This window comes from Anaeromyxobacter dehalogenans 2CP-1, assembly GCF_000022145.1.
Taxonomy (GTDB): domain Bacteria; phylum Myxococcota; class Myxococcia; order Myxococcales; family Anaeromyxobacteraceae; genus Anaeromyxobacter; species Anaeromyxobacter dehalogenans.
In genome coordinates this window covers 1,447,867-1,464,332 of sequence record NC_011891.1, presented here as the reverse complement: position 1 = coordinate 1,464,332, position 16,466 = coordinate 1,447,867, and the positions used below count along the sequence as shown (strand labels likewise).

General features: G+C 69.1%; 18 protein-coding genes. 2 read left to right on the top strand and 16 right to left on the bottom strand.

Going from position 1 to position 16,466, the window contains the following annotated elements:
• Nucleotides 1-12: 12 nt before the first annotated feature.
• From A2CP1_RS06575 to A2CP1_RS06505, 14 genes are all read right to left on the bottom strand, one after another.
• A complete protein-coding gene (locus tag A2CP1_RS06575) occupies nucleotides 13-3,156 on the bottom strand; it encodes a phage tail protein (RefSeq protein ID WP_041450460.1) in 3,144 nt (1,047 codons plus the stop codon).
• A gap of 207 nt (nucleotides 3,157-3,363) precedes the next feature.
• The gene (locus A2CP1_RS06570; RefSeq protein ID WP_012632632.1) at nucleotides 3,364-4,230 is read right to left on the bottom strand and encodes a baseplate hub domain-containing protein; all 867 of its coding nucleotides are present in this window, start codon (nucleotides 4,228-4,230) and stop codon (nucleotides 3,364-3,366) included.
• Nucleotides 4,231-4,332: 102 nt separating this feature from the next.
• Entirely contained in the window at nucleotides 4,333-4,716 is a 384-nt protein-coding gene (locus A2CP1_RS06565) for a DUF2460 domain-containing protein (protein ID WP_012632631.1), read from the bottom strand.
• Nucleotides 4,717-4,719: 3 nt separating this feature from the next.
• Complete coding sequence (locus A2CP1_RS06560; protein ID WP_012632630.1) at nucleotides 4,720-6,138, bottom strand: hypothetical protein; 1,419 nt, start codon at nucleotides 6,136-6,138, stop codon at nucleotides 4,720-4,722.
• 201 nt (nucleotides 6,139-6,339) lie between these two features.
• Entirely contained in the window at nucleotides 6,340-6,657 is a 318-nt protein-coding gene (locus A2CP1_RS06550; protein ID WP_041450459.1) for a hypothetical protein, read from the bottom strand.
• Entirely contained in the window at nucleotides 6,654-7,364 is a 711-nt protein-coding gene (locus A2CP1_RS06545) for a hypothetical protein (protein ID WP_012632627.1), read from the bottom strand. The genes A2CP1_RS06550 and A2CP1_RS06545 overlap by 4 nt, the downstream gene beginning before the upstream one ends.
• Before the next feature lie 58 nt (nucleotides 7,365-7,422).
• Nucleotides 7,423-7,845, bottom strand: coding sequence for a hypothetical protein (locus A2CP1_RS06540; RefSeq protein ID WP_012632626.1), 423 nt, complete (start codon nucleotides 7,843-7,845; stop codon nucleotides 7,423-7,425).
• Nucleotides 7,842-8,252: a hypothetical protein gene (locus tag A2CP1_RS06535; protein ID WP_012632625.1), complete on the bottom strand. Its 411-nt coding sequence runs from the start codon at nucleotides 8,250-8,252 to the stop codon at nucleotides 7,842-7,844. Before A2CP1_RS06535 ends, A2CP1_RS06540 begins: the two co-directional genes overlap by 4 nt.
• Nucleotides 8,252-8,797, bottom strand: a complete 546-nt coding sequence (locus tag A2CP1_RS06530) for a phage head-tail connector protein (RefSeq protein WP_012632624.1) — start codon at nucleotides 8,795-8,797, stop codon at nucleotides 8,252-8,254. Before A2CP1_RS06530 ends, A2CP1_RS06535 begins: the two co-directional genes overlap by 1 nt.
• A gap of 62 nt (nucleotides 8,798-8,859) precedes the next feature.
• Nucleotides 8,860-10,170: a phage major capsid protein gene (locus tag A2CP1_RS06525; RefSeq protein ID WP_012632623.1), complete on the bottom strand. Its 1,311-nt coding sequence runs from the start codon at nucleotides 10,168-10,170 to the stop codon at nucleotides 8,860-8,862.
• Between the two features lie 22 nt (nucleotides 10,171-10,192).
• Nucleotides 10,193-10,975, bottom strand: a complete 783-nt coding sequence (locus A2CP1_RS22795) for a head maturation protease, ClpP-related (RefSeq protein WP_012632622.1) — start codon at nucleotides 10,973-10,975, stop codon at nucleotides 10,193-10,195.
• Complete coding sequence (locus tag A2CP1_RS06515; protein ID WP_012632621.1) at nucleotides 10,956-12,269, bottom strand: phage portal protein; 1,314 nt, start codon at nucleotides 12,267-12,269, stop codon at nucleotides 10,956-10,958. Before A2CP1_RS06515 ends, A2CP1_RS22795 begins: the two co-directional genes overlap by 20 nt.
• A 47-nt stretch (nucleotides 12,270-12,316) precedes the next feature.
• The gene (locus A2CP1_RS06510; RefSeq protein WP_012632620.1) at nucleotides 12,317-13,987 is read right to left on the bottom strand and encodes a terminase large subunit; all 1,671 of its coding nucleotides are present in this window, start codon (nucleotides 13,985-13,987) and stop codon (nucleotides 12,317-12,319) included.
• Nucleotides 13,987-14,400 (bottom strand): hypothetical protein, encoded by a 414-nt coding sequence (locus A2CP1_RS06505; RefSeq protein ID WP_041450458.1) that lies wholly within the window; start codon nucleotides 14,398-14,400, stop codon nucleotides 13,987-13,989. Before A2CP1_RS06505 ends, A2CP1_RS06510 begins: the two co-directional genes overlap by 1 nt.
• Nucleotides 14,401-14,651: 251 nt before the next feature.
• Between A2CP1_RS06505 and A2CP1_RS06500 the strand changes: the two genes are divergently transcribed.
• Nucleotides 14,652-15,329, top strand: a complete 678-nt coding sequence (locus tag A2CP1_RS06500) for a hypothetical protein (RefSeq protein ID WP_012632618.1) — start codon at nucleotides 14,652-14,654, stop codon at nucleotides 15,327-15,329.
• A 1-nt stretch (nucleotide 15,330) separates the two neighbouring features.
• On the opposite strand, the gene A2CP1_RS06495 is transcribed toward A2CP1_RS06500, so the two are convergent.
• Nucleotides 15,331-15,576 (bottom strand): hypothetical protein, encoded by a 246-nt coding sequence (locus A2CP1_RS06495; RefSeq protein ID WP_012632617.1) that lies wholly within the window; start codon nucleotides 15,574-15,576, stop codon nucleotides 15,331-15,333.
• Between the two features lie 142 nt (nucleotides 15,577-15,718).
• Nucleotides 15,719-16,078 (bottom strand): hypothetical protein, encoded by a 360-nt coding sequence (locus A2CP1_RS06490; RefSeq protein ID WP_150106325.1) that lies wholly within the window; start codon nucleotides 16,076-16,078, stop codon nucleotides 15,719-15,721.
• A gap of 96 nt (nucleotides 16,079-16,174) precedes the next feature.
• Here A2CP1_RS06490 and A2CP1_RS06485 point away from each other — a divergent pair, with 96 nt between their 5' ends.
• Entirely contained in the window at nucleotides 16,175-16,465 is a 291-nt protein-coding gene (locus tag A2CP1_RS06485) for a hypothetical protein (protein ID WP_012632615.1), read from the top strand.
• Nucleotide 16,466: the final 1 nt, after the last annotated feature.

Genomic DNA, 16,466 nt, shown 5'->3' with positions numbered 1-16,466 from the left:
TTCAGTCTCTCCTCACAGCTTCGTCGCGTTGTGGCTGAGCAGGCCCTCGGTCAGGTACGTGTGTGCGTCGCGGACCGTGATCCGGCAGGTCTCGCCACGCCCATCCGGTCCCACGTCCGCGACCACCCCGTCCGGCTGTCCCAGGACCCGCTCTCCCGGCTTGAGGTCCTGCACGAGCCGCCAGCCCGACGGCGTCATGAACCTGTGGCCGACCGAGACGCGGAGCGAACGGCCGTCCTCCGTGTCCAGGCGATAGAGGTCCAGCTCTCCGCGTCCCGTGAAGACGACCGGGAATGCGTCGTATGCGCCCCGCTCCTCCGAGAACGACCAGAGGAGGTCACCGACCTCGACCTGTCCGGCTGGCTTCAGCCTCCCGTCCCACAGACGGACCGGGGTCTCTGGGACCGGGCAGCCGATCGGGTCGCCGGAGCTGTCGCCGCCACCGCCCGACCCCGTCGATCCACCGAGCGAGTACAGACCTGCCGTCATCGCACCGCCCGCGGTGTTCGTGGACTGGAAGTCCCGCGTGGGCGAGTAGCCGTAGACGTTGTGCAGCTTGACCCTCAGGTAGCCGTTCCAGTTGTTGGGCGCGGCGCTGTAGACGTACTGGTTGCCGTCGGTGTGCTTGTGGAACGTGTACGTGACCCTGATCGCGTTGTCGGCCGACGTCAGGGTGGCGTTCTGGTACTTCCGGTCCGGGATGGGCACGTAGACGGTGCCCATGTTGTTGGGGGCGCTGTTGTAGACCGTGACCTCGAGGTATCGGAGGCCGTCGAATCCGTCCGAGCCCGATTTCGGCTGGAGCACGAAGTCCCACGTGGCCTGGTTGTGGAGCACGGTGCCGTCCCAGAGCCCGCCCCGCTGGTAGACCGTGAGCCGGTCCCCGTTCGTCGCATCGTAGATGACCGGCGCGGCGCGGCTCTCCCCGCGGTAGAACGAGGCGGCCTTGGTCGGATCGAAGTCGATCGCGTTGACCGACCGCACCGCCACCTCGTCCAGCAGCCACTGACCGACGTAGGCACCACCCGCGGCGATGCGCATCGGGGTGCTGGAGTTGTTGAAAATCATCGACCCGGACTTCGCGTAGGCCCCGGTCGTTCCGGCCGGGTAGAGCGTCCCGGTCGCCTCCAGGTAGTTGCTCGTCCTGATGATGTTCGCGGCGAGGTGGCTGGCCGTGAGCGTCCCGGCCGCGATCTCCGTCCCGGAGACGGTGCCCGCCCTGATGTGATCGCCGGTCAAGGTGCCGACCGCGACGTGGCTGCCCGAGATCGTACCGGCGGCGATGTCCGTGCCGCTGATGGTTGCCGCCGCGATGTGCGTGCCCGAGATCGTGCCGGCCTGGATGTGCCCGCCGGTGATGGTCGCGCCGGAGATGTGGGTACCCAGGATGGTTCCGGCGGCGATGTTGGACCCGGAGATGGTAGCTGCCGCGATGTCGCTCCCGCTGATGCTGGCAGCCTGGACGTGCTGGCCCGTCAGCGTGCTGAAGGCGACGTGCGTCCCGCTGATGGTACCGGCCACGATGTTCTCACCGGTGATGGTCGAGCCCGAGATGTGGGTGCCTTGGATCGTCGCGGCCGCGACGTGCGTCCCGCTCAGCGTCCCCGACGCCACGTGGATGCCGGTGATCGTGCCCGGCGGCAGGTTGCCGAGGTCAGTGCTGACCTTCCCGGCGAGGCCGGAAAGCGCCGCGGATGCCGAGGTGAATGCCTGGCTGGCCGTCGCATGGGCCTGGGAGGCGCTGTTCAGGGCCACGGTGCCGGTCCCCAGGGCCCACGAGGCGGTGGTGAACGCGAGGGAGGCGCTGGTGAGCGCCGCCGAGCCGGTGGCGAGCGCGTTGGAGGCGGTCGCCTGGGCACGGGAGGCCGAGGTCAGGGCGATCGAGGCCGTGTTGAACGCGACCGTCGCGCTGCTGAGGGCGACGGTGCCGGTGGCCAGCGCCCATGAGGCCGTCGTGAACGCCTGGCTCGCCGAGGCGTGTGCGACCGAGGCGCTGCCGAGGGCCACTGTCCCGGTGCTGAGGGCCGCGCTCGCCGTGACGGAGACGTTCTCCACGACCAACGGGGCGTAGAGCCTGACCAGCCCGTCATCGAAGCCGTCGTGGGGCTGCGGGGTGACATCGACCGCGGCAACGTGCGGCCACTCCATGGCCTCGAACTTCAGGCTCCCGTCCTCGTCCTCCTCGATCGATGTGATCCGGACCGTCCGGTCCACCAGGCCGAAGGTCGGCTCCGACAGTCCGACGAGGTCGCCGGGCTCGAGGGCCGCCCACCGCGGCCCGAGGCGGAACCGGTACCTGTTGCGTCGCGTGATCGACCGCTGCGCCATGAGGCCGCTGAGCGTCAGGGCATGGGCCGGCCGCTTGATCCAGCCGCTCGTGACCGTCGGCGCCCGGAGCTGGCCATGGATGGCCTGGTGCCCGGCGTCGGGTAGCGAGTAGGTGTCCGTCGAGCCGTTGGCATCGCCGTTCTGGATGCTGATCGGGTACTCGTTGAAGACCTCGTCATCGGGCACCCGGACCACGGTCACGGGATCCTCGCCATCGATCCACAGCAGCTCATCCTGGTCGATGCTGACGCTGCTCGTCGGCGGGACATACGAGCCCGTGGCGAAGGTGCCGTTCGGGATGACCCTCAGCCGACCGTTCGACCACACGATCGTGCTGTCGGTGTCCCGAAGCAGCTCGTCCACGAGGTCGGCTGCGGTGGTCGCGTCATCGATGCCCCGGTCCACCCGCGTGAACCCCATGGCATCGCAGTAGGCCCGGTACGACCCGGTCTCGATCTGGACGGCCGTGAGGCTGGAACCCGAGAGCAGGATGTCCACCAGGACGTCGGCCGGGTGGCTGAGCGCGCCGATGACCACGAACTCGACGTTCGGGATCTTCCCCTCCGGCGTGCCGAACATGTTTGACCGGAACTGGACCGTGCCGACGAACGTCTGGCCGGGTCCGGAGGCGTACGGGGCGAAGCTGCACGTCGGGGCGACGCTCCCCGTGATGACCTCGTACCAGCCCTCCTCTGCCACGAGGTGGAAGAGCTGGGCGTAGTCGCCGTCGCGGTAGGCGTGGCTGACGCCGACCACCGGGGCCTCGCAGATGGCCCAGACCATGGCGAGCGTCTGGCCCCTGTAGTTGCCGCTGTAGAGCGTCGGCACCTGGCCGGATGGTTGGAGCGTCCCGGCCGTCCGTGAGTTGGCGACGACCGCCCGCCCCGTCACCCGAGCAGAGCCATAGACCTTCGGGATCGGATCGCCGAGCTTGGTCTGCGGAGGCGCCGGCGGCCGGGGACCCGGCCACTGTTCCCTCGGCTCATCGATTCCCGGGACCGACGGTCTGTCTGGATCGAACCTCGTTGCCATGCGTCAGCGTCCTGCGTCCGTGCTCGGGGCGTCCGGGAAGCCGCCGAAACGGGCGATGTTTGAGAAGGTGTAGTGGCACTTGACCCGGGTGTGGTCGCAGCCACGACTGAGCACCAGGGATGTGCCCGAGACCGGGACCTGCGGCAGTGCCGGGGTGACCTCGACGGCCGTGATGCCGGTGGCCACCTGGGAGTTCCTGACGATGGTCCTGACGCTCCCGCTCATCGGGCCCGAGACCACCGAGAGCGTTCCGATCTTGAGGTCATCCACGGGGAAGGTCGATGAGCCGACCCGGACCACCGTCGTGGTCGAGCCAGACGAGGCCGCCAGACCGAAGGTGTGCGGGTACATGCTCACACCGCACCGGCCGTCGCCGAGGATGTACGGACACTGGGCCTGGTTGGCCCGGGGAGGGAAGGCCCGGGACATCGAGGCCATCAGGGACTTCACGGTCAGCTCGATCCGGGTGGACGCGGGCTCCACGTTGACGACCCGCCCGTCGAAGTCGGTGACCATGCCGGCCAGGGATCCCCAGCTGCCGGAGAAGAAGGCCCGCTGCACGAGGATCCGGACGTCATCGAATGAGCCCTGGAGCGCCGCCTGGAGCATCGGCGTTCCGCCGAGCGCCCCGGTGCCCGGGACCAGGGTCACGTCGAGCGTGTCCACCTGCAGGCCGGACTGTGTCCTCGACTTCCCCTTCGTGATGATCGGTCCTGAGCAGGACCAGGTGGCGGAGCCGGAGACGACGTCAGTGTCCGCCGAGGTCCAGCGCTGCGTCCCCTCCCTGAACTCGAACGTGAACAGCTCCGCCATGAGGTGGACGTCCGCACCGTAGAGGACCGGCTGCAGCTCGACACCGATGGACTTCATCCTGGGCTCCTCCGATGGGCTCCGATGTGACGGAGCGTGCACGTAATAGGTAGCTGCGGCCTGCGGTTCCGGGTCACTCCGAGGTCATCTCGGGTGACCGAGTCACTTCACCGAGATGACCTCGGCCTGCGCCGCCCAGACTCCGGGGACCTCCCGGGTGAACCGCAGGCTGTCCTCGACGAAGCGGACGCGGACCTGGGCGGCCGAGTACGGATCGACCATCAGGAACGAGTCCCAGGCGCCGAGGTGGACGTCGAAGAACCGCTGGACTGCGGCCGCCTCGCTGTACGCCGCCCACGGGGCCGGTGCCGCGACGTCGGCGCGGAGGAGGTTCCAGCGGAGCCGGTACCGGTACCTCGGCGACGACCACCAGGCGGCCCGCTGCTCACGGCCTCCGACTGTCTCGTAGGTGCTGGTCCGGTAGAGCGTCGTCCGATCGACCTCAACGTCCAGGCCCGGCAGGTCGGGGAACACGTCGTTGGACATCGATCAGAACCTCCCGTCCTTGGCCGCCTCGTTCAGCACCCGGATCAGCTGGCCGTCGTTGCTCTTGAGGGCCGAGTAGAACGACCGCGTGTCCATGGCTTGGATGACGTAGTTGTTGACGACCGAGGGCCCAGCACCGGCGCCGGCTGCGGCGAGCGCTCCGTTCGGCACGATGGTCCCGCCCATGCTCGGGACGAACAGCTCGGGGCCGCGCTCGCCGACGACGTACGGGGACCGTGAGAAGACGGGTCCGCCCTTGGCCCTCGCACCGATGTTACCGAGCAGGCCGAGGACGGCGGCCAGCATCGCGCCCATGGCCGAGACCGCCAGCGCCGGACCGACCACTGGGATGCCCGCCTGCGACGCGGCGGCTCCGGCCGCGGCTCGGGAGGCGTCCGCGGTGATCGACGCGATCGCCGTCTGGGTGACCGTCTGGATGATCTGCTGCCCGACCGCGGCGACCGCCTGGGCGGCGTTCATCTGGCCCGCCACGAGCTGGCCGAACACGTCACCGAGCGTCGAGCCCCACTGCTGGCTCAGGGCGACGCTCCGCGTCAGTTCGTCGTTGTACCTCCGCTGGTCGGCGGCGAAGTCCTTGGACTTGAGGTCTTGGTACTCGGGGGCCCGGGCACCATCCTCCTCGTAGCCCGTCATCGCCTCCGCCTCGGCGAGCGCCTGCCGCCTGGCATCGTCCAGGCGCTGCTTCTGCGCTCTCTCGTAGGAGCGGGCCCGGGCATCGAGCGCGGCCTGTCCCTGCCGGGCGCGTTCCTCCTCCTGCCGCGCGGCATCCCTCGTGGCGTCCTGGCCGGCCCGCCGGGCGTCCTGGGCGGCCTTCGTGGCCGCCTTGGCCGAGGCTCCCGCCGCGGTCTCCTGCACGTACTGACGGCGGGTCTCGATGACCCGGTCGTACTGCTTCCGGAGCTCCTCCATCTCGCGGAACTGCTCGGGGAACAGGTTGCCGCCCTGCTTCTCGCCGGCGAGCTTCCTGATCGCCTGCATCTTCTGCTGGACGGCGACCAGCTCCCTCCCGAACTCGATCAGCTTCGGGTCCATCCCCTGGGCTTCCTGCCGCGCGGCACGGGCCACATCGACGTAGCCCGTGAGCTTTTCGAGGCTCCCCTTCAGCTTCTCATCGAACGCCTTGGCGGTCTCGGCCGTCTCCCTCTGGACGTCCTTCAGGTAACCGATGATGGTCATGAAGGCCGCCGACGCCGCACCTGCCAGCGACCCGGCCGCCAGCATCGACGCGAGCCCGCCGAACGCACGGCCGGCCGAGCCTAGCTCCGAGCTGAGCGAGCCGAGCGCGTTTCCGAAGGTCTGGGCGGAGGACCGGGCCTTCTCCATCCCGCCCCTGACCTGCTCCAGGCCACGCTTCGCGTCGGCGAAGTCGATGACGACGCCGAGGCCGATCTGCTTCGCCATGTGCTCAGCCCCCGATGAACTTCATAAACTCTGCGTGACTCCTCTTGTCCGCCCTAGGAGCCCGCTCCGTCGCCCTGCTCCGGTACCGATTGCCCTGGTCGATGAGGAGCACGTCCGGCCAGGTCAACTCCCACGCCCGGTCCCACGTGAAATGGAGGTCGGCCATGAGCATCACGATCAGCGCCGCCAACCCGTCCTCGGTCAGCGGCTCACCGCTTCCCCCGGTTCGGGCTTCTCCCCCACCAGCCTGCTCGCCAGCAGTACGCCCTCGAATAGGCGTCGGAGCGCATCGAAGTCGGCGACGCCGACGTTGTCCCAGAGCCATGACTCCTCGACGCCGAGCGCGGCCGCCACGAACCCGACCATCAGCACGAGCTGCTCGTGATCGGGCAGCTCCGCGTACCCGGGCAGCTTGGAGACGTGGCCCGCCTTCATCAGCGCATGGATCCCCCTCAACGTCAGGGGCGCGGGCCGCAGCTCGCGACCGCCGATCATCACGGCATCGAGCATCGCGGTCACTCCGTGAAGGCCTTACCGAGGTCGCCCGCCGCATCGACCTGCGCCACGAAGTCGAGGTTCGTGACCGAGAAGTCCTCTGCCTTGAACGCGAACGACAGCCCGGGGATGACGACCGAGTTCAGCTTCACGCCGAACAGCTCGCCGTCGGATCCGCGCTGCTGCAGGAAGAGGGTGAACCCAGTCTGCACGCCCTGGAGCGCGTTCTTCATCGTGAAGGTTGAGCCGGAGCCCGTGTTGTAGGCGTAGGTGATCGTCTTCGTGTCGGGTTCCGCGGCGTTGAACGTGTACATGCCGGACCCGGTGTTCACGGCGTACGCGCCGACGGCCGGGGCCGAGGACGTGATGTTCATCGGGTTCCGGGCCGCGTCCACGACGCCGTAGTCGGCGGCGAAGGAAGTCCCCGTCGGCGAGACCGTCGCCGAGGAGCCGGTGGCGCTGACCTCGTTCAGCACCTCACGGCCGGCCGTGGTCGTTCCGCTCAGGATGACCGAAAGCAGCCGGCCGTCGATGAATGCCGTCCCCGCCTTCCCGCTGACCTTCTTCTGTCCGGTCACGCTCAGGATCGGGAACTGCCGCGAGCCGTAGTACTCCTTCGTGGAGCCCTCGTAGCTCAGCTCCACGTCGGTCATCTCCATCACCTGGTAGACCTGGGAGGTGGTCGGGTTCTTGAAGAACAGCTTGCCCGAGCCGTATGTGATCGAAGCCATGTGTCGTGTCTCCTTGCCGTCGTTGGCGTCTTAACTAGCGGTGTCGGCCCGTTCCGGGTCAGGCCGTCCTCATCTCGATCGTGATTGCGGCGATGCCCTGGGCCCCGAGGTTGCCGCCGCCGTACGTGATGTCGGTCGGCCGGGCAGACGCCACGAGCCCGCCGAGCGTCGTAGGGATCCCCCTCGCCTCAACGAGGCTGCCGGTCGCGATCGCGACCAGCGAGTTCAACAGCGGCATCGGCCCGTCCGCCGTGTCCGAGTGGACGTAGAACAGGGCGCTGGCGCGCACCGTCTGGCGGCTCGGGCCGGGCGGAGCGTTCTCCAGCGTCGCGCCGAGCTGCTCGAGGAAGAACGCCGGCTGCGCCTCGGGGCCGACCTCCTCCCAGCTCCTCACCCGGCGCCCCGAAGTCACGGCCCCGGTCAGCGCGCCCGAGAGGCGGGCAAACACGGCCGCGAAGATCTGCTCGTGCGAGTTCGTCACCGGCCGTAGCCCCCATCCGTGTAGACGCGGTCGATCAGCCGCTCGATGTTGTCGGCGATGGCCTGGGCCCGGGCGTTGACGACCGGCTCGGCCCAGGGACGCCGGTAGCGGCGTCCGTGGCGGGTGAAGCCGTCATCCCAGAATCGACCGATGAAGTACCGGCTGCCGGCGCGTCCGCTGACGGTGTAGCCCTGCCGGACGCGGGCGGTCCCCTTCACGGATGCCGCGAGGCTGCCGCTCACCGTCTTGAGCACACCGCCGGTGACGTTGGCGAGCATGTCGCCGGCTGCCGCCCGCATCTCGGTGCCGACCAACTCCTTGGTCTGCGCGACGAGCTCGGACGGGACGCGGAGGAGGTGCCGCTCCGCATCGATCCACCCTCCGTTGACGGTGACCCTGCCCGCCATCAGAGGAGCACCCTCCACGCGTCGACCACCGACTGCACCGACTGCGGCAGCGTGAGGGTCTGGTAGCTGAAGGCCTCGCCCTGGACGGTGTTGCTCAGGACGCCGACCCGGGTGCGCTCCTTGTATGCCAGCGCCGAGAGGGTGATGACGGCCTGCTGCACGTCACCGGGCACGGTCTCGAAGCCGGCCGAGTACTGGAGGCCAACGTTCGCCAGTCCACGGGTGAAGCACAGGCCGGAAGACAGTTCGAGGTAGTACGGTCGCACCACGAACCCCTCGGCGTCCCACGACCCGCGCTCCGTGATGGTCCGGCCGTCCACGGTGAGCGAGGTCACCGACAGGATCGGCGTGTGCGTGGGGAAGAGCAGTCGGGAGTCGTCCCCGTCGAAGGTGCCGGTGTGGCCCTCGGCCGCGAACGTGCGGCCGGTCGCCTTCTCGAGGAAGTCCGAGGAGCCGGTCAGCAGCCGGGACAGCAGGGCATCCTCGGCCGCGGCCGTGATGCCGAGGTAGCCCTTCAGGTCGGTCAGTGAAGCGAGCGTCGCCATGGTCTAGTTGCCTCAAGGAGGAGTGGCTCCGGGGAGCCGCTCCCGTTCAGGCCACCAGCGGATCAGCTGCGGGACGCCTTGACGACGTATGCGGAGAGCGCCTGGCCGTTGGGCGGCTGCGGCTTGGTCGTGAGGCGAGGCGTGACGCCGAGGAAGTAGGTCCAGCGGAACGCGCCCTTGCCGTTCTCGAAGCCGGCGTAGGCGTCGTAGTCCAGGAGGACCGGCCCGGCGGTGCCCGCCCAGACCTTGCTGAAGTCGCAGAGGAGGACGTCACCCTGCGTGCCGATGGGGCGCATGCCGAAGAACGGCTGGACGGGGATCCCGTGGAGCACGGAGCCGAACGGCGCGAGCTGCGCGTTGGCCGGGAGGTAGACGGGGACGAAGCCCTGGGTGCCGGAGAGCGCAAACTTCTGGAACTTCTCGCGCATGTCCGGGTTGATGACCCAGCGGGTCGAGGGGCCGATCCACTCCGACGGGAGGCGGTTGTACATCGCCACGCTGTCGTCGTAGGTGAACGAGCCGGAGGCCGTGGAGCCGGAGGGGACGACGTGGGCCCCGGCCGCGCCGGTGAGGCCCGCCACGATGGTCTGGTTGACCTTGTAGGTCAGGGCCAGCTGCGCGCCGTCCATGAGGTCCGCCGCCGTGACGGCCCCGAACTTCGCGGCCTCCAGGGTGAAGGGCACGATGTGACCGACCTTGGACAGCGTCAGGGTCGCCTGGCCGAGGACGATCGATGCCGAGGTGTACGTCCCGCCCTCGGACACGACGGCCGGGCCATCCGTGCCGGAGTAGACCGCCCACGGGTAGACGTCGTTCGTGGGCACCTTGGCCACGTCCTGGCTCATCGGCCGCTGCCGGCAGAGCGGCAGGAGCGACTGGTCGTTCAGGACGAGGCGATCGACGGTGGTGTCATACTCGCCGGGGACGGCGTAGCCGCCCTGGGAGTCGGTGCCGATGTTGATGCCGCCGTCGAGCGCGTTCTCCCGCCTCCACGACTCGAGCTTTCGACCGTGCTCGTCGGCGAGGCGCTGGACCTCGGCCGGCGAGGCCGTATTGGTCCGCTGGCGGAAGATCGCCATGGCCATGTCACCGAGGCCCTTGAAGGCCTTGGCGCCCCGGACGAACGCCGGGGCCTGTCCGGCGGAGGCCACGCTGACCTTGTAGGTCGGCGCCGCGGCTTGGACCTGCACGTTGGCCGCGATGTCGGCCGCGCGGACCTGGGCCGCGTTGCGGTCGAACTCCGCCTTGAGGTCGTCGACCTCCTTGAGCTGCTCGTCGGAGAGGACGGTCCCCTCCGTGAGCTGCTTTGTGAACTCCGACAGGCGCGCCTCGATCTCGTTCTGGCGGCTGCGGAGCGTTGCGATGATGTCCATGCTTCCTGCTCCTTGCTTGTGGTTAGCCGCGGCGGTCCGCCGGCGGGTGCTGCTGCCGTGAGCGGGCGAAGGCCAGCTTCACGGCGATCTGGTTCGGGGTGGCGACGGAGGCGGTCGCCCTGAACGCCGCGGCGGCCTCCTTGGTCGGTGGGGCGAGGACCTCATCCGCGAAGCCGAGCTCCCTGGCACGGGCCGCGTCCATGTACGTGCCCGGGACGGTGCCGCCCGGCTCCTGGGCGGCCATCAGCTCCGCGATTCGGCCGTCGTCGAGGCCCGTCTTCTTGGCGTAAAGGGCACGGACGGCCGCGTTGTCCATCCGGAGGATCTCGGCAAACTTCTCGTGGTCGGCGGCCGAGCCCCACATCCCGCCGCTCGCCTCGTGGATCATGAAGACGGCCTCGGGCTCCATCACGACGCGGTCGGCGCCCATGGCCACGACCGTCGCGGCGGAGGCCGCCAGGCCCTCGACCACGGCCACCTTCTCACCCGCGCGCAGCGACCGGAGGCCGCTGAGCATCGCCTTCCCCTGGTCAACGTCGCCGCCCGGGGAGTTGATGTGTACGTTCACTCGGCGGGCGCCGTCGGCCTGCTTGAGCTGCTCGCGGAAGCCCTGGGCGGAGATGCCGACGCCGAACAGCGCCTCGATTTCGGGCGTCACGATGACGTCGTAGAGGTAGACGTCCACGACCTCGGCCTTCTTGTCGACCCTGGCGTCGACCCTGGACAGCGTCGACAGCCGAGCCGCGACCCGGGGATCGGCCATCCACGGGAAGGCAGCGCTCAGGTCACTCCGGTTGATCTTCATCGGTCTCCTCCTCCGGTCCGTCGGCCCTGTCGCCAGCGGCGGGCGGAGAGGTCGGCGCGGCGCGGACCTGGTGCACGTCACCGGCCGGGCCGATGTCGTTGCGGCCGGTCGCCTCGCGCCACTCGTTGACGGTGATGACCCCGCGGTCCAGTTCGACGGCCAGCTGGTCGACCAACGACTTGCCGTCGCCGCGTTCGAGGCGGGCGAGGTCCAGCTCAACGTACGTGCCCTGCTCGATCTCCTGTGGGGAGAGCAGCTTCGCCGTCATCTCCTGCTCGATGCGGACCTTCCACGGATAGAGCAGGTTCCTGACGACGCTGGTGTTCAGCTCGGAGAGGTTCTTGCCCCAGCCCTGGCTCGCCGCGACGACCTGGACGATGTGCAGCGGCACACGGAAGTAGCGGGCCAGCTCCTGGACGAGAAAGTTCTGCGCCTCGACCATCTGCATCCTCTCGGCGTCGGGCGGGCTCCACTCCTTCGCCTCGGCGCCCGGCGGCAGCAGCAGCCAGGAGTGGCTGTTCTCCGTGCCCTGGCTCCGGGCTCGGAGCGAGCGGACGAACGCCTCTCTCTCGTCCGTGTCGAGCTTGCGGGCTGGGGTGATGATCCCGCCGACGTTCACGCCCTGTGCGTAGAGCATCAGGGTGTACGTCTCGGCGGTGTACGCGTTGACGATGGCCCGCCAGGCCCGCCTCATGATGCCGACGCCCCACAGGCCGTCCTCGGATGGACCGTAGATGTGAACGACGTCGGCGGGCGCGAGGACCACCTCGTCGGCTCCGGGCCTGTAGACGTAGACGCGGGAGCCGTCGGCGAGGTCGCGGTACGCCATCCACTCGGACCGGAGCATGCGGAGCTCGACGATCCGGCCCGACTGCGACCTGACGATCTGCCAGAAGCCGTTACCGTGGGTGAGGGCCTGGTCGACCTGGGCCTCACGGAGGGTGGCCGCCGGCGTCCAGGGGTTGGCCCGCTCGTTCAGCAACCGGACCAGGGCGTGGTCATCCAGGATCTCCTTGCGGCCAGCGGCATCCCAGCGGACGACCCGGAGCGGCTCGGAGGCGAGGTTCTCGGCGATGAAACGGATGCATGCCCAGACGGTGGAGACCGACTTCGCCTGCTCCAGCGTCGGCTCCTTGATGTCGAGCGGGACACCGAGGGTCCGGTTGGCGAGGGCGAGGTCGTGGCCCCGCAGGAAGACGTCGTGGGGTCCGACGTAGAGGCGGTTCGATCGCGGGGCGGAGCGGGAGCCACTGCGCCTCGACCTGGCCGAGCGTGCACGGGGGGCCTTCTTCACAGGGTAGATAGGCGGTCACCGACGAAAGTGACCGGATCGCGTGACGATCAGGCCCAGGTCGCCAGGAAGGGGCCGTCGTCGTGGCCGACTGGGATCACCGAGGCCCGCTTCAACGCCGTCACCAGGGCCATCGGCGCGTCGATCTTGGCCGTGTCCGACTGCTTCACCGGCTTGAGGATCGCCCCGCGGCTCTCCACGAGGAGGTTGCCGACCTGCCAGGAGACGCACGGGTTCCCGTCGTGGAGCAGGCGGCCCTCGTTCACAGCGGCGCCCATCTCCCGCAGCGGGACGGTCATCTCGGCGGGCGTCATCGGCTGCTGGACCGACTGCTCCTCGGGGACGCCCTCCATCCGTAGCAGGCTGTCGACGCCGGCCTTGGCGAACTTCGGGTCCCAGATGAACTCGGCCTGGGGGAGAGTCCGCCAGAGGTCGACCAGCGGGTGGACGACCTCCTCGATCCTGAGGCTGTGGCCGGGGTGGATCGTGAGGTGGCCGGCCGCGGCCCAGTCCCGGAGCAGGGAGGAGCGCGGGTGCCTCTGCACGCCGCTCTCTGAGAGGTGGTTCTGGAAGAAGACGTGGTAACGGCGCTGCATCGGCGCCGGCTCCTCGAAGAACACGATCGCCACCCCGAAGATGTCGTTCGTGTCGGCCGGGTCCATGCCGACCACGCACGGAAGCCCGCGATCGATGCAGTCCTGCACCGTGGTCCTGGGCAGCGCATCCCATCGGGCCACGTCGATGAAGCCCTCGGCGGCCCCCGTCCAGCGGTTCATGTGCAGGGCGAGGAACTGGCCCCGCTGACCGGGCACGCTGAGGGCCTGTCGGGCGGTGGCCCGGAACTTCCTGATGTCGATGATCCCGGCCTCGAGCGACGGGTTGGCCTTCCGCCAGTTGGCCTCGTCGGAGATATCGTCGGTCGGCGCCGTGTAGATGAGGACGAACGTGTCGTCGTCCTGCTCGACGCCGGCCAGGATGTTCCGGTCGTACTCGTAGACCTTGAAGCCCTTGGACGAGATGTCGAAGCCGCCCGTCGAGAGCGTCAGCATGAGGCTGTTCGCGCGCTTGACGATCGCGCCCTTGAGCGTGTCCCACAGCTCATCGCGGACCGTGTGCAGCTCGTCGATGATCAGCGCCGACGGCCGGCTGCCGTGCTGGGCGTCGGGGTTGGAGCTGTTGGCCTTGAAGACCGAGTTGGTCCGGGCCTGGTACAGCGTCACCGCGTTCAGCTCGATCTCGTACTCCTTGGCCACGTCCAGCTCGGTGCCCTGCTTCCTGCGGAGCATCTGCTTGGCCGTCTCCCAGACGTGCCGCGTGTTCTCCCGACTGAAGGCGTAGGTGAGCACCTCGGCGTCCTGCTCCCCGTCCATGAACGCGAGGTAGAGGCCGAGGGCCGCTGCCAAAGCCGACTTCCCGTTCCCCTTGCCGATCCAGACGTTGACGAACGTAAAGCGACGGTGCCCGGTGTCCCTCCGGCGAAAGCCGAAGACGTTGACGATGAGGAAGGCCTCCCACGGGAGGACCTCGAGGAAGAGGTTCACGAAGGTGCACGCTCGACTGGCTGCATCGCGGTCGAGCCTGAACTCGGGGTTCGTGAGGTCGCGCTGGAACCGGCGGCACGCCTGGAGCACCTCGGGGCACGCGGGGACGGTCCCATCGACCACGTCCTGCGCGTACCGCTCGGCGAGCCGGACCCAGTTCCTGCGCCTCGGCGCCGACATCAGTTGAAGAGCCTCGCGAGCGCCGAGGTCGCCTCGGGGGTCTTCAGCGCGGCCAGCCTCGTGCGGCTGGCTGGGGTGAGGCCGAACTCGGCCATGAGCCTGTCGACCCGGGCCTGGATGCGGAGCACCAGGTCGGCGTCGACGGGGATGGCGGCATAGGCCTGCGTGAGGAGCAGCTGGAGGCGGACCAGGTTCCTGAAGGCGGGGACGTCGCTCTGGGCGGCGGCGCCGAGCGCATCGACCACGGTCTTCAGGTCGGACCAGACACGACTGCTGTCGTCGTCTGAGCCGTCGGGCGGATCCGGCATCGGGACCCAGGCGACGGCGGGCTCCGGCGGCCGCCTGCCCTCGCGGGTGACGTTGACCGTCCCGGTCCTGCGCTTGATCTCGGTGGGAACCCGACGTGCCGGCACCGAGTAGGTAGGCGGTCGGTCCTGTTCTTGACTCGAAGTGTAAGCGCCGACGCCCGACCTAGCGCGGGGTCCAGAATCCGGTCGCCGTCATTTTGGATGGGCCGCTGGATGCCCCCTCGAATCACCACGCTGCCCGCCGATCCTCCCAGACGGCCCAGGCCTTGGTTCCCCATGGCCTGCGGCCCGGGTCACTCCGATCGTCGCCCGCACCCCGTGGCTGCCGTGTCGGACTGACGGTGCATGATGCCGAGATGCGACTCTGGAGGCGGCTGTACCTGGACGTGAGGCTCTGGGCGGCGCGGCGGTCCTGGTCGCTGATCGCGGCCGTGGTGCTCCTCATCGGGTCGATCGCCTTCGTCTGGTTCCACGAAGAACCGCTCGTGGGAATGAGGGGTAACCTGATCGCCGAGATCCTCGGCGGTGTGGTCTTCCTGCTCCTGGCGCTTCACTTCGGGAGGAGGGTCGAGGGCATCATCCTGAGACGCGCCCAGATCGACGAGGAGCGGGAACTGATGGACCGGTTCATCAGGTTCCTGGAGCACGAGGGGCACTACGAGGTGTCCTTCCCGGGCCTGGCTACGGAGGCTCAGCCCTGGGGCCTCGTGTACCGCCTTGAGCCCGTCCGTCATGAGGGTCGGGCCGTCAAGCGGGAGACCGAGCTCGAGACTGCCTACCTGGTGATGGTCGCCCGATCGGCATGCGACGAAGATGTCCTCGAACCGGAGCGGGCCGCCGACTACGAACGCTCGCCGATCAAGATCGGCCGCCGCTACTTCTGCCGCTTCTTCAACGGCCACTGGCACATGTCGCCGGAGACGCTCGGCCGGAAGTGGCAGTTCCACCTGTTCGGGAAGCACGGCGGCATCGAGCACTCGATCTCCGCCGAGGAGTTCTACGCCGAGGCGACGCGGCCCGCAGGCCACGGGTAGCTCACCCCCCGCCCCTCCAGTTCTCGGCGGCGCGGCTCCGGGCGTGGCACCGGATGCACAGCGTCTGGAGCGGGGCCGTGATGAACGCCTCCCACTCCTTGGGCGTCACGCCGACGTGCGCCGCCTGGAGCTGGCGGTCCGTCCCGCATGACCGGCACGTCGGCTCATGGGCCAGCTGCTCGGTCCGGCGGCGGCGCCACGCATCGGTCCGGTAGAAGGCCCGCCATCCCTGCTCGGCCCGCCGCATCTCGACGGTCCGGGTCCACCGGGCGTCGGCCTCGGCACGGTGCCGTGGGCAGCGGTTCTCGGGTGGACGGACGAGGGCGGGGCAGTTCGGGGCGAGGCACGGTCGCATCCGATAGGTAGCGGCTGAGCTGGGAACGGGCCGGCTACCTCCCGTTTCGACGAGCCTGGTCGACACGCCACCTCTGCATCGTGACCCGGTGGCGCTCGCGGCGGCAGTCGGGGTCCTCGCAGAACCGGCGTGGACGGCAGTTCCAGGCGGAGACGACGTACTCGAAGGTGTCGCCGCAGGCCTTGCACTCCTTCGTATCCACCAGCCCCTGGGCCCCGCAGGCGGGGCACCGCGTGATGAACCCGCGGGCGTCCGGCTCGACGCCACGCAGCCTCGGATCGATCGCGTCCGGCCGGTACGACCTCAGCTCCCTGCGCTGACGGGTGCATCCGCAGTTCGGACAGGGCGGCGCCATCCGGACGATCCTACGCGATCCGTTTTTGTCACCGTTCATGCCACCGTTCATACCACGGAGGGTGAACCCCGGGATGACGATGATCTCCGCACGTCGCCACGCTGGACCAACCCGGCGACGCCGATGGAGAACGTGATGAGCGACAGGGTCAGGAAGGTCGAGAAGGACGGGCGGATCGCGCGCCTCGAGCTGTGCGCGTGCCGCCCCGAGGTGAACGCGGTCACCGAGGAGCTGTTCGATGGGATCCTGGACGAGGGCCACCACGCGCTCCCCGGGAACATCCCGGTCGTCCTCAGGATCACGTGCCCGGCCTGCGGCATGACGAACGTCCTCGTGTGGCCGGCGTCGCTGACCGTCGACCGGATCCTCACGGGCTGGCAGTACGCCGAGGAGCGGGCCTGCGTGGCGGACCGGGGGCCGACGTAGT